The sequence below is a fragment of the Streptomyces synnematoformans genome (assembly GCF_039531005.1).
Classification (GTDB): Bacteria; Actinomycetota; Actinomycetes; order Streptomycetales; family Streptomycetaceae; genus Streptomyces; species Streptomyces synnematoformans.
The window spans coordinates 1-12,388 of record NZ_BAAAPF010000218.1; the positions used below are offsets into that span (position 1 = coordinate 1).

Below are 12,388 nucleotides of genomic sequence, written 5' to 3' on the forward strand. Positions count from 1 at the left end.
GCATCGACTACTTGGCACACTGTTGAGTTCTCAAAGAACGGACACTTCCATCAAAGCCCTCACCGGGCTTCTCCGGGCGTTTCCCTTCGGTTTCCACCACTGTAGCGAAGCCTTCGCCTCGCTTCAAAACTGGGGTCTCTGTAGTTGCGACGGAAGCGCAACGAGAGAAGACTCAAGTTCACGAAAGATCGTCTGGAGGATGGTGTCGGCATCAGAGCGTGCACGACACCACGCCGTTTGCGGCTCTATCTACAGTACGGACCCCGCCCCACCGAGTCAAGCTCCGGCTGCCTGGGCGCGGCGCCCTGGCTCGCGGGCGAGGCGCAGGCTCACCGGTGGGCTGTGGGCGAGGTGTACGGCGGCTCAGGCCCTGGCGGAGGGCTTGGCTCTCGGGCTCAGTCGGTAGGCCGAGACCGTCGGGTCGCCGGCGAGGTAGAAGCGGTGGTGCCAGTCGTGGGCCTTGCTGACGCCCACCCGGGGACCGGCCTGGATGAGCGCCGCCGGCACCGGCTCGCCCTCGGACAGCACGACCGACGTGCCTCTCAGGAGGTCGGCGCCGTTGTGCTCCGCCGTGACGCCGAGTGCCTGGCAGAAGTTCCCCGGGCCTCGGGCGAGCCGTGGGGTCTCGACCCTGTCCCCTCGTCGCCCGCGTGCCAGGTCCTCCCCCTCGATGACCCTGCCCGCCCGGATGAGGACGGCCGAGGCGGTGCCGTCCGTCCCGGTGACGACGTTGGCGCACCAGTGGAGGCCGTGGGACCGGTAGACGTACAGGTGTCCTGCGGGTCCGAACATGACCGCGTTGCGGGCCGTCCGGCCGCGGTAGGCGTGGGAGGCCGGGTCGTCGGTGCCGGAGTACGCCTCGGTCTCCGTGACGGCGATGCGCACCGTTCCCTCGGGGGTCTGGCAGGTCAGGACGCTCCCCAGCAGTTTCGGGGCGACCTCTTCCGCGGGCTGGGCGAGGAGGTCGATGTTCATGCCGACCGCCCCGGCATGCGCAGGTGCACCGGGGTCCTGCTCTCCTCGCGTACACCTCGGCCCCGGTGCGCCGGGGGGAGTCGGCGGGAGAGCGTCCCGGCGGCTGTCCGGCCCAGTAGTGTTCGGCCCAGCAGATCCGGCGCCACCTCCGGTACGGGCCGACGGAAGGACGTGCGGTCGAGTGGAGTACGGGGCATGCCGGGTGAGCGTAGTTGAGCAGTCCACGAGGGGAGCAGGGGAGTCAGCCATGGGGTTCAAGAAGCTTTTCGCCAGTCTGGGTGCAGGTGGCGCGTCGGTGGAGACGGTGCTGAACGACGCGAACGTCGTGCCCGGCGGCGTCGTGCAGGGCGAGGTCCGGATCGAGGGCGGTTCCGTGGCCCAGGAGGTCGAGGGGCTGTCCGTCGGGCTGCAGGCGCGGGTCGAGGTGGAGAGCGGCGACAACGAGTACAAGCAGGACATCGAGTTCCACCGGCAGCGGCTCGGCGGGGCGTTCGAGATCCAGCCGGAGGCCGTGCACACCGTGTCGTTCAGCCTGGACATCCCGTGGGAGACTCCGGTGACGTCCGTCCTGGGGCAGCGGCTGCCGGGGATGAACGTGGGGGTGACGACCGAGCTGGAGATCGCCCGGGCGGTGGACTCGCTGGACCTCGACCCGATCTCCGTGCACCCGCTGCCGGCGCAGCAGGCGATCCTCGACGCGTTCGGCGGTCTCGGCTTCCGCTTCAAGAGCGCCGACCTGGAGCGCGGGCACATCCGCAACACGCGGCAGCGGCTGCCGTTCTACCAGGAGATCGAGTTCTACGCGCCGCAGCAGTACCGCGGGCTGACGGCCGTGGAGCTGACGTTCCTCGCCGACGGGCACCAGATGGACGTGGTGCTGGAGATGGACAAGAAGCCGGGGCTGTTCTCCGACGGGGGCGATTCGTTCCGGATGTTCCAGGTGGGGCTGACCGACTTCCAGCAGACCGACTGGACGGAGTACCTCAACCAGTGGATCTCCGAGGTCGGGTCGCGGCGCAACTGGTTCTGAGCCGCGCGTCGTGTGGCGGCGGTGACCGGGCCGCCGCTCGTTAGGCTGGCCGGCGTGGCGTGCGTGCCGCGTACCGCATCACGGGTCCGCGCGCACGCCGCGCCGTGTCCGTTGCGTCACAGCCACCTGGAGGTGTCTCACGTGCCCGAGCAGAACCGGCCGCCGCTGCCCCACGACTTCCACCCCGCGGTGCCGTCGTTCACCGTCACCAGTGACGACGTGAAGGAGGGCGCTCCCCTGCCCGACGCGCAGATCGGGGCGAAGGGCAACACCTCGCCGCAGCTGCGCTGGTCCGGGTTCCCGGAGGGGACGAAGAGCTTCGCCGTCACCTGTTACGACCCGGACGCGCCGACCGGCAGCGGGTTCTGGCACTGGTCCGTGTTCGACATCCCGGCGTCGGTGACGGAGCTGCCCGCGGGTGCGGGCACGGGGGACATGGTGGGGCTGCCGCGGGGTGCGGTGACCGTGCGTAACGACGCGGGGACCAACGACTTCACGGGCGCGGCCCCGCCGCCCGGCGACGGCGAGCACCGGTACGTGTTCACGGTGTACGCGGTGGACCAGGAGAAGCTGGGGCCGGACGCCGGGGCGACGCCGGCCGTCGTGGGGTTCAACCTGCGCTTCCACACGCTCGCGCGGGCGCAGCTCATCGGTACGCACGAGGAGCCCGCGACGGGCTAATTGCGTTGTCGCGGCCGATCTCCCGGGGCACAGTGGAGCCACCTCGCCGCTCGGTGGGGGGACTCGGGAGGTGTGACCGGGATGCGCGAGACGCTGGTGCTCAACGCGAGCTTCGAGCCGCTGTCGACGGTGTCGCTCCGCCGTGCGGTGGTGCTGGTGCTGCAGGACAAGGCCGTCGTCGAGCAGGCGCACTCCGGTGTGCGGCTGCGGTCGGCGAGCGTGGAGCTGCCGGTGCCCCAGGTGATCCGGCTGTGCCGGTACGTGCGGGTGCCGTTCCGAAGACGCGCGCCGTGGTCGCGCCGGGGTGTGCTGGTGCGGGACCGGCACCGGTGCGCGTACTGCGGCCGGCGGGCGACGACCGTGGACCACGTCGTGCCGCGCTCGCTGGGCGGTGGCGACACGTGGTTGAACACGGTGGCGTCCTGTGCCGCGGACAACCACCGCAAGGCGGACCGGACGCCGGAGGAGGCGGGGATGCGGCTGCTGCGACGGCCGTTCGAGCCGACGCCGGCGGACGCGCTGCTGCTGGCGCTGGGCGTGCGCGAGCGGGAGCAGCTGCCGGCGGGCCGCGAGGTGGGCGTGGCCGCGTGAGCACCGGCGCCTGAGCGCCACGTCCGTCCCGTACGGAGAGGAGCCCGCCCCCGGTCGCCGGAGTCGACCGGGGGCGGGCTCGTGTCGTGGGGCCCGGGGGCGGTCCTACTCCAGCGGGGGCTGCTCGCGGTACGTGGGGGCTTTGCGGGTGCTGGGCTTGGGCACGGCCGGGGCGGCGGCTTCGCCGCCGGTGGTCGAGGGCGGGCCGAAGTTGCCCAGGGCGCCGCCGAGTCCCTTGAGGGCGTCGCCGATCTCGCTGGGGACGATCCAGAGCTTGTTCGCGTCGCCTTCGGCGATCTTCGGCAGCATCTGCAGGTACTGGTACGACAGCAGTTTCTGGTCCGGGTCGCCGGCGTGGATGGACTCGAAGACCGTGCGGATGGCCTGCGCCTCGCCCTCGGCGCGCAGCGCCGCCGAGCGGGCTTCGCCCTCGGCCCGGAGGATCGCGGCCTGCTTCTCGCCTTCGGCGGTGAGGATCTCGGACTGCCGGACGCCCTCGGCGGTGAGGATCGCGGCGCGCTTGTCGCGGTCGGCGCGCATCTGCTTCTCCATCGAGTCCTGGATGGAGGTGGGCGGTTCGATGGCCTTGAGTTCGACGCGGTTGACGCGGATGCCCCAGCGGCCGGTGGCCTCGTCGAGGACGCCGCGCAGTGCGGCGTTGATCTCCTCACGGGAGGTCAGGGTGCGCTCCAGGTCCATGCCGCCGATGATGTTGCGCAGGGTGGTGACGGTCAGCTGCTCGATCGCCTGGATGTAGCTGGCGACCTCGTAGGTGGCGGCCCGGGCGTCGGTGACCTGGTAGTAGATGACGGTGTCGATGTTGACCACCAGGTTGTCCTGGGTGATCACGGGCTGCGGGGGGAACGGCACGACTTGCTCGCGCAGGTCGACGCGGTTGCGGATGGTGTCGATGAACGGCACCACGATGTTGAGGCCGGCGTTGAGGGTGCGCGTGTAGCGGCCGAAGCGCTCCACGATGGCCGCGCTGGCCTGCGGAATGACCTGGATCGTCTTGATGAGTGCGATGAAGACGAGCACCACCAGGATGATCAGGACGAGGATGATCGGCTGCATGCTGCTCCCCGGCTAGTGATCCAATTGTGCGGCCCAGCCGCGAGTGTGGCAGAACCGTCGTGCCCGTAAGGGCGGTTCCCGTCACATGACGACTCACATGACGACGGCGGTCGCACCGTCGATGTCCACCACGTCGACCTTCCGGCCGGACTCGTAGACCTCGCCCGGGTGGAGCGCCCGGGCGCTCCACACCTCGCCGGCGAGCTTGATGCGCCCCCCGGACTCGTCGACGCGCTCCAGCACCACCGCCTGTCTGCCCTTGAGGGCGTCGACGCCCGTGGCCGCGCCGCCCTGGCCGCGGTGGCGGCGCGCGACGGGCCGTACGACGGCGATGAGGGCGGTCGAGACGACCGCGAAGACGACCACCTGAACGGTGAGCCCGCCCCCCAGGCCTGCCGTCACGGCGGCGGCGACCGCGCCGACCGAGAACATGCCGAACTCCGGCATGGCGGTCAGCACCAGAGGAATGCCCATGCCGACGGCGGCGATCAGCCACCACACCCATGCATCCACATGCCCAATGCTATTGCGATACAAGGGATTCGGGACAGATGCCCGGGGATCCGGCCCGGGTCACGTCTGGGACATGGGGAGGCCCTGGGCGGTCCAGCGGTCGCCGGAGCGGTCGAGCACGAGCGGCAGGCCGAAGCAGAGCGAGAGGTTGCGGGAGGTCAGTTCGGTCTCGATGGGGCCGGCGGCGAGCACCTTGCCCTGCCGGATCATCAGCACGTGCGTGAACCCGGCGGGGATCTCCTCCACGTGGTGCGTCACCATGATCATCGAGGGCGCGTACGGGTCGCGGGCCAGCCGGCCGAGGCGGCGTACGAGGTCCTCCCGGCCGCCGAGGTCGAGGCCGGCGGCGGGCTCGTCGAGGAGGAGCAGCTCGGGGTCGGTCATCATGGCGCGGGCGATCTGGGTGCGCTTGCGTTCGCCCTCGGAGAGGGTGCCGAACCTGCGTTCCAGGTACTCGCTCATGCCGAGGCGGTCGAGGAACGCCTTGGCGCGGTCCTCGTCGACGTCGTCGTAGCTCTCCTGCCAGGTGGCGGTCATGCCGTAGGCGGCGGTGAGGACGGTCTGCAGGACGGTCTGGCTCCTGGGCAGCTTCTCGGAGAGTGCGGCGCTGGCCATGCCGATACGGGGGCGCAGTTCGAAGACGTCGACGCCGCCGAGCTTCTCGCCGAGGATCTGGACGGTGCCCGTGGAGGGGAAGAGATAGCTGGAGGCGATGTTCAACAGCGTGGTCTTGCCCGCGCCGTTGGGGCCGAGGATGATCCATCGCTCGCCCTCCGCGACCGACCAGGAGACCTGTTCGACCAGAGCCCTGCCGTCGCGGACCACCGATACGTCCACCAGCTCCAGTACATCGCTCATGAGCGTGCCGTCTCCCCTTGCAGTGTCGGTCCGTCTGGTCCGTCGTAGTCGGTGCGCGCCTGCGACACCGCCCCAGGGCAAACCTACGCCACGCGATGTCGGACCCGGTCCGTAGGCTGGTGCCATGCTCGAAGAACCACGTTCAGGCCGGCTGGCGGCCTGGGGAAATGCCCTGCTTTCCGGGCACATCTCGCCCGACGAGGCGGTGGAGCGCATCGTCGCGGACGACGACGGGCACCGGGTGGCGGGCCTGCCGGAGGAGGAGTCCGCCGAGGGGGTGGGCCTGACGATGGCGCTGGGGCGGCTGCGGGTGCTGGGGGCGAAGGGGCTGCGGGTGGCGCTGCCGGTGCCGGGGCATCCGCTGGGGCTGTCCGGGCCGCCGGAGTTCAACTCGCTGGCGCTCGACGCGGGCGAGGCGGTGCTGGTGACCGGTGGGCCGCCGCTGGGGCTGGTGCCGGAGGTCTGGGCGGTGGGGCCGGAGGGGGACGAGGTGGTCCGGGTGCGGTGGCGCTGCCGGCCGGTGCGGGAGGCGCCGCCGGCGGACGTGCCGTCGCTGGGCGAGGCGGAGCGGGAGCTGGCGGAGGCGATGCGGGAGGCCACGGAGGTGCTGGCGCGGCTGGACGTGGCGGGCTCGGGCCCGGTGGCGGAGGCGGCGCTGGCGGCGTACCGGGCGCGGGCGGATCGGGGGCGCGAGGTCCTGGCGCCGGGGTATCCGCCGCGGGCGGTGCGGGTGCTGGAGCTGGCCCAGCGGGTGGGGGCGCTGGTGGACATCGCGCGGGCCCCGGACGACGGGCACGGCGCGGCGGTCAGTGCCGGGCAGATAGCGGCCCGCGGGGAGGCGCTGCGGCCGCTGGAGCGGACGGCGCGGCGGGCGCGGGTGGCGGCGTACAACGCCTTCGTGGAGGAGTTGGAGCGGGGGTGACGCGCGGGGCGCGCGGGAGCGTGCGGCGGCGCGTACGCCCCCCGCGGGCGTGCCGTGGGGGCGTACGCGACGGAAGGTGCGCTCCGTCAGCTGTTGACCGCGGTGTTGCCGAACGGCCCGTTCAGCAGGCTGACGAGGCCGATGTGGTTGCCGTTGAGGTTCACCGGCAGGTGCACGGGGATCTGGGCCGCGTTGCCCGACACGATGCCGGGCGAGCCCTGGGCCACGGCCCCGGCGCCGGCGTCGGCCACCGCCGCGCTCGCCCCGGCACCGGTGGCGAGGCCCGCGGTGGCGAGGACGAAGGCCGCCTTCTTCACTGCATGCATGGAAAGTCGTTCCTCCTGTTGGCTGCGCACACCCCGGGCTCGGGGGTGCATGCTGCGCAACGGCTGAGGAGTCCAGCGGGACACGCCGCGGCCGGGCACGCCCTCCGTTCGGCGCAATCCGGCGGCGATCGTACGAACGCCGCCGCGCACCGGACCGGCCCGCGGGCGGGGGCCCGGGGGCCGGTCCGGTGCCGGATACCGGCGGCGGTTCGCCAGCGGGCCGTCAGCAGGCCGTCAGCGGTTCAGGCAGAGGTTGCCGAACGCGGGGTTCAGCGCGCCGATGACCGTGGCGGTGTTGCCGCAGGCGTTCACGGGCACGTGCACCGGCGCCTGGACCAGGTTGCCGGAGCCGATGCCCGGGGAGCCGGCGGCCTTGCCGTGGGCGCCGGCGCCGCCGCCCGCGGCGGCCATGCCCGCGCCGCCGACGACCAGGCCGCCCGCGGCGATGGTGACGGCTGCCGCCCGCTTCAGGTTCCTCATGAGTTTCCTCCTCGCGTCCGCCGCGGCGTGCGCCGCGGCACGCCATGGAGAACGCGGGCCGCCCGGCGCGGTTGCGCCGGGCGGGGGACATCTACACGACAGTATGAATCTCGGATCGGAATACAGCGTTCCGAGCGGGCGGGGGCACCGCCGTCCGATCGTCGTATCAGCCGCTCAGGCCGTGTCGTACGGCCCAGAGGGCGGCCTGCGTGCGGTCCGCGAGGTCCAGCTTCATCAGGATGTTCGACACATGCGTCTTGACGGTCTTCTCCGAGACCACGAGCGCCCGGGCGATCTCCCGGTTCGAGCGGCCGTCCGCGATCAGCGCCAGCACCTCGCGCTCGCGCTCGGTCAGCGTGGTGCCCCGCCCCTGCGCGGGCCCGCCGCCGACCTCCTGCGCCAGCAGCGCCCCGGCGACGTCCGGCTGCAGGAGCACGTGCCCGGCGTGCACCGAGCGGATCGCCTTGGCCAGCGCCTCGGGGTCCACGTCCTTGTAGACGTAGCCCGCGGCGCCCGCGCGCAGCGCGGGGACGACGGTGCGCTGCTCGGTGAAGCTGGTGATGACCAGCACGCGCGCTGCACTGCCGGACTCGCGGATGCGGCGCAGCGCCTCGATGCCGTCGGTGCCGGGCATCTTGACGTCCATCAGCACCACGTCCGGCACCAGCTCCGCGGTGCGGGCCACGCCCTCGTCACCGTCGGCGGCCTCGCCGACGACCTCGATGTCGTCCTGCACCTCCAGGAAGGTGCGCAGCCCGCGCCGTACCACCTGGTGGTCGTCGACCAGCAGCACGCGGATCCTGCCGGGCACGTCCGTGCGGTCCGGGCCGTCGGTCCGCTGCTTCTCACCCGCCTCAGCCACCGGGCACCTCCATCTCGATCACGGTGCCCTGCCCGGGCGCCGACTGGACGGTCAGGCCGCCGCCGACTCCGGCGGCGCGGTCGCGCATGGACACCAGCCCCAGGTGGCGGCCCGCGGAGCGGACGCTGTCCGGGTCGAAGCCGCGGCCGTCGTCGCGCACCCGCAGCCGCGCGCCCCGGCCGCGCCGGGTGAGCGCGACCTCGACCAGGCCGGCGTCGGCGTGCCGCAGCGCGTTGTGCAGCGCCTCCTGCGCGACCCGGAGCAGCGCCTCCTCCTGCGCCGCGGGCAGGGCGCGTACCTGCGCGGACGTGAAGGTGACCCGGGCGCGGTGGGCCCGGTCGAGCACCTGCACCTGGGTCGCGAGGGTGGCCACCAGGCCGTCGTCGTCCAGGGCCGCGGGGCGCAGCTCGACGACGGCGGCGCGCAGCTCGTCGGCGGCGTCCGCGGCCAGCTGTGCGACCTGGTGCAGCTCGCCCTTGGCGCGGGTGGGGTCGCGGTCGACGAGGGCGGCGGCGGCCTGCGCGGTCAGGCGCAGCGAGAAGAGCTTCTGGGAGACGGCGTCGTGCAGCTCGTGCGCGATACGGGCGCGCTCGCCGGCGATGGTCAGCTCGCGGCTGCGCTCGTAGAGGCGGGCGTTGGTCAGCGCGATGGCGGCGTGGTCGGCGAGGGTGCGCAGCAGGGCCTCGTCGGCCGCGTTGAAGCGGCAGCCGTCGGGGCCGGGCGGCTCGTCCGGCTCGCACTGCTTGTTGGCCAGGAACAGCGCGCCGAGGACCTCCTCGCCGTCGGCGATGGGGGCGCCGACGAAGTCCTTCAGCCGCGGGTGGGCGCTGGGCCAGCCGCCGAAGCGGGGGTCCTTGCGCACGTCGCCGAGGCGCACCGGCTCGGCCTCCTCCAGCAGCGCGGCGAGGATGCCGTGCTGGCGCGGCAGCGGGCCGATGGCCTTCCACTGCGCGTCGCTGACGCCGTCGACGACGAACTGGGCGAAGCCGCCGTGGTCGTCGGGCACGCCCAGGGCGGCGTACTCGGCCTGCAGCAGCTCGCGCGCGGACGCGGTGATCGTCTGGAGCACGTCGCGTACCTGCAGCTGCCTGCTCATGGCGAGCAGGGCGCGGCTGACCGCTTCGAGTCCGGCGGCCGGGCCGGCGGCGGGGGTGGACATGCGGCTCACGCTACCCGCAGACCCGTTCCCGGTGATCCAGCCGTGGACCGGGCCCCTGTCGGCCGCCGGTCCTAGGCCGCTGTACGGACTCCCGGAGGCCCCCGGGTGTGAGCTGCGCCACGAGAGCCACGTCACCTACGACCGGGAGTAGTGGCGGGGCACCCTGACGCGGCCGGTCCGGGGGCGTCGGGCGCGGGACCAAAGGCCCTGCCGGACCTACGAAGCATGTTCGTAATAGGGGCTATTGCAACGAATTTTCCGGTCCTCTAACAATGTCCGGGTCCCCAGACGTCGTGTGAAGAGGTCACAGAGAACGATGCGAGAGAGCATGCACCGCATACGGGGCCGCAGGGCCCTCGTCGCCGCCCTTGCGGGCTCCGCTGCCGCGACGGCCGCCCTGTCCTTCGCCCCCGTCGCCACCGCCGCGGCCCCCGCCGGCACCCCCAGCAAGTCGCCCCGCGCGATCGCCGACAAGATGATCAAGAGTGACGCGCAGTTCCGGTGCTTCTCCGAGATCGTGGAGCGGGAGAGCGGCTGGGACCACACCGCGCAGAACGCCTCCTCGGGCGCGTACGGCCTGGTCCAGGCGCTGCCCGCGACCAAGATGGCCACCGCGGGAGCCGACTGGCGGACCAACCCCAAGACCCAGATCGAGTGGGGCCTGGACTACATGAAGGACCGCTACGGCAGCGCCTGCGACGCCTGGTCCTTCTGGCAGGCCAACAACTGGTACTGAGCCGGCGGCGCTGCCGCGGGCCGGACGGCGGCACACACGGCGACGGGCGGCACCCCTTGCGGGGGGGGTGCCGCCCGTGTGCCGTTCGGCGCGCGGTCAGCGCATGACCTCCGGCTCGTGCTTGCGCAGCAGCCGGGCGACGACGAAGCCGCAGATCACGCCCATGAGGAGAAGCATGCCGATGTTCAGCATGTAGGTGCCCGCGGTGTGCTCCCAGAGCGCGTCCGTCTCGCCGCTGTCCCACGGCAGCAGCACGTTCAGGTCGGCGGTCGAGCCCATCGCGGCCACCGCCCAGCGCGACGGCATGAGCCAGGCGACCTGCTCCACGCCGGGGGTGCCGTGCAGCTGGAACAGCACGCCGGTGAAGACCACCTGCACGATGGCGAACATCACCAGCAGCGGCATGGTCATCTCGGACGTCTTCACCAGCGACGAGATGATCAGGCCGACCATCATCGAGGTCAGGCCCAGCGCGGTGACGCTGATGGCCAGCTCCGCCGCGGGCAGGTCGGAGAGGATCACGCCCTCCTCCGGCAGCTTGCTGCGGCTGAGGACGCCGATGGCGCTGATGACGCCGCCCTGGAAGACGGTGATGATGCCGAGGACGATGACCTTGGACATCACGTAGGCGGAGCGGGACAGGCCCACGGCGCGTTCTCGCTCGTAGATCACCCGTTCCTTGATCAGCTCGCGCACGGAGTTCGCGGCGCCGGAGAAGCAGGCGCCGATCGCGAGGATGAGCATGATCGTGCCCGCGTCCCTGTTGATCAGGTGGACCTTCGCCGGGCCGTAGCCGAGCCCGAACTCGGCGGGGATGACCATGCTGACGACGCCGAGCACCACCGGCAGGATGATGGTGAGGGCTATGAAGAAGCGGTCGGAGGCGAGCACGGACAGATACCGTCTCATCAGCGTCCACAGCTGCGGCATCCAGCCCTGCGGCTTGGACGGCCGGAGCATCTGCGGCGGCTGCATGGCGACCGGCTGCGGCGCCACGGCGTCGATGTCGGCGGCGTACATCTGGTAGTGCTGCGAGCCCTGCCAGCGGCCCTTCCAGTCGTACTCGCGGTAGTTCTCGAAGGCGGAGAAGATGTCGGCCCAGCTGTCGTAGCCGAAGAAGTTCAGCGCCTCCTCGGGCGGGCCGAAGTACGCCACGCCGCCGCCCGGCGCCATGACCAGCAGCCGGTCGCAGAGCGCCAGCTCGGCGACGGAGTGGGTGACGACCAGGACCGTGCGGCCGTCGTCGGCCAGGCCGCGGAGCAGCTGCATGACGTCGCGGTCCATGCCCGGGTCGAGGCCCGAGGTGGGCTCGTCGAGGAAGATCAGCGACGGCTTGGTGAGCAGCTCCAGGGCCACCGAGACGCGCTTGCGCTGCCCGCCGGAGAGCGAGCTGATCCGCTTCTCCTTGTGGATGTCGAGCTTCAGCTCGCGCAGCACCTCGTCGACGCGGGCGGCGCGCTCGGCCTCCGCGGTGTCACCGGGGAAGCGGAGCTTGGCGGCGTAGCGCAGGGCGCGGGTGACGGTGAGCTGGGTGTGCAGGATGTCGTCCTGCGGCACCAGGCCGATGCGGTGGCGCAGCTCGGCGAACTGCTTGTAGAGGTTCCGGTTGTCGTAGAGGACCTCGCCGACGTCCGCGGGGCGGTACCCGGTGAGCGCCTTGAGCAGGGTGGACTTGCCGGAGCCGGACGGGCCGATGACGGCGATCAGGCTCTTCTCGGGCACGCCGAAGGAGACGTTGTCCAGGATGACCTTGCCGCCGTCGACCTTCACGGTCAGGTGGCGGGCCGAGAAGCTGACCTCACCGGTGTCGACGAACTCCTCCAGCCGGTCCCCGACCAGCCGGAAGGTGGAGTGACCGATGCCGATGATGTCGTCGGGGCCGATGGGCCGCCGGCCGCGCTGCGGGAGCTGCTCACCGTTGACGTACGTGCCGTTGTGGCTGCCGAGGTCGACGATCTCGGCGCGGCCGTCGGGCGTGGACCGGAACTCCGCGTGGTTGCGCGAGACCTGCAGGTCGGAGACGACCAGCTCGTTCTCCAGCGCACGGCCGATGCGGGTGACGCGGCCCAGCGAGAGCTGGTGGAACGTCGTGGGGCTGCGGTCGCCGTGGGCCGCGGCGGCGCCCGGGGCGGCGCCGTCGGCGACGGGCGGGCGCTGCGGCGCGGAGTGCTGCTGGGGCGG

At 72.1% G+C, this 12,388-nt stretch carries 14 protein-coding genes; 5 read left to right on the top strand and 9 right to left on the bottom strand.

Annotation, left to right across the window (positions count from 1 at the left end; genetic code table 11):
* Positions 1-363: 363 nt before the first annotated feature.
* Positions 364-975: a DNA-3-methyladenine glycosylase gene (locus ABD317_RS25875; protein ID WP_344292474.1), complete on the bottom strand. Its 612-nt coding sequence runs from the start codon at positions 973-975 to the stop codon at positions 364-366.
* A 247-nt stretch (positions 976-1,222) separates the two neighbouring features.
* Between ABD317_RS25875 and ABD317_RS25885 the strand changes: the two genes are divergently transcribed.
* The 3 genes from ABD317_RS25885 (at position 1,223) to ABD317_RS25895 (ending at position 3,277) form a co-directional block, all read left to right on the top strand.
* Positions 1,223-2,005, top strand: a complete 783-nt coding sequence (locus ABD317_RS25885; RefSeq protein WP_027753456.1) for a sporulation protein — start codon at positions 1,223-1,225, stop codon at positions 2,003-2,005.
* A gap of 141 nt (positions 2,006-2,146) precedes the next feature.
* Positions 2,147-2,686: a YbhB/YbcL family Raf kinase inhibitor-like protein gene (locus tag ABD317_RS25890; RefSeq protein WP_344292476.1), complete on the top strand. Its 540-nt coding sequence runs from the start codon at positions 2,147-2,149 to the stop codon at positions 2,684-2,686.
* An 81-nt stretch (positions 2,687-2,767) separates the two neighbouring features.
* On the top strand, positions 2,768-3,277 hold the full coding sequence (locus ABD317_RS25895; protein WP_344292478.1) for an HNH endonuclease: 510 nt from the start codon (positions 2,768-2,770) through the stop codon (positions 3,275-3,277).
* Positions 3,278-3,382: 105 nt separating this feature from the next.
* Here the strand turns inward: ABD317_RS25895 and ABD317_RS25900 are convergent, their stop codons facing one another.
* The 3 genes from ABD317_RS25900 to ABD317_RS25910 form a co-directional block, all read right to left on the bottom strand.
* Positions 3,383-4,351 (bottom strand): SPFH domain-containing protein, encoded by a 969-nt coding sequence (locus tag ABD317_RS25900; RefSeq protein WP_027753459.1) that lies wholly within the window; start codon positions 4,349-4,351, stop codon positions 3,383-3,385.
* Positions 4,352-4,444: 93 nt separating this feature from the next.
* Entirely contained in the window at positions 4,445-4,825 is a 381-nt protein-coding gene (locus ABD317_RS25905) for an NfeD family protein (RefSeq protein WP_051438181.1), read from the bottom strand.
* A 99-nt stretch (positions 4,826-4,924) separates the two neighbouring features.
* Complete coding sequence (locus ABD317_RS25910) at positions 4,925-5,722, bottom strand: ATP-binding cassette domain-containing protein (protein ID WP_027753461.1); 798 nt, start codon at positions 5,720-5,722, stop codon at positions 4,925-4,927.
* A 124-nt stretch (positions 5,723-5,846) separates the two neighbouring features.
* Between ABD317_RS25910 and ABD317_RS25915 the strand changes: the two genes are divergently transcribed.
* Entirely contained in the window at positions 5,847-6,644 is a 798-nt protein-coding gene (locus ABD317_RS25915; RefSeq protein WP_344292481.1) for a hypothetical protein, read from the top strand.
* Positions 6,645-6,730: 86 nt separating this feature from the next.
* Here the strand turns inward: ABD317_RS25915 and ABD317_RS25920 are convergent, their stop codons facing one another.
* From ABD317_RS25920 to ABD317_RS25935, 4 genes are all read right to left on the bottom strand, one after another.
* Positions 6,731-6,970, bottom strand: coding sequence for a chaplin (locus ABD317_RS25920; RefSeq protein WP_344292483.1), 240 nt, complete (start codon positions 6,968-6,970; stop codon positions 6,731-6,733).
* Positions 6,971-7,204: 234 nt separating this feature from the next.
* A complete protein-coding gene (locus ABD317_RS25925) occupies positions 7,205-7,450 on the bottom strand; it encodes a chaplin (RefSeq protein ID WP_344292485.1) in 246 nt (81 codons plus the stop codon).
* A 166-nt stretch (positions 7,451-7,616) separates the two neighbouring features.
* Positions 7,617-8,312, bottom strand: a complete 696-nt coding sequence (locus tag ABD317_RS25930; RefSeq protein WP_425582438.1) for a response regulator — start codon at positions 8,310-8,312, stop codon at positions 7,617-7,619.
* Positions 8,305-9,471 carry a GAF domain-containing sensor histidine kinase gene (locus tag ABD317_RS25935; protein ID WP_344292487.1) on the bottom strand — a complete coding sequence of 389 codons (1,167 nt, stop codon included), beginning with the start codon at positions 9,469-9,471 and terminating at the stop codon, positions 8,305-8,307. The genes ABD317_RS25930 and ABD317_RS25935 overlap by 8 nt, the downstream gene beginning before the upstream one ends.
* A gap of 328 nt (positions 9,472-9,799) precedes the next feature.
* Here ABD317_RS25935 and ABD317_RS25940 point away from each other — a divergent pair, with 328 nt between their 5' ends.
* Positions 9,800-10,207, top strand: coding sequence for an aggregation-promoting factor C-terminal-like domain-containing protein (locus tag ABD317_RS25940; protein ID WP_037781545.1), 408 nt, complete (start codon positions 9,800-9,802; stop codon positions 10,205-10,207).
* 96 nt (positions 10,208-10,303) lie between these two features.
* On the opposite strand, the gene ABD317_RS25945 is transcribed toward ABD317_RS25940, so the two are convergent.
* Positions 10,304-12,388, bottom strand: a 2,085-nt coding sequence (locus tag ABD317_RS25945; RefSeq protein ID WP_344292489.1) for an ABC transporter ATP-binding protein/permease, incomplete at its 5' end; no start/stop codon positions are given.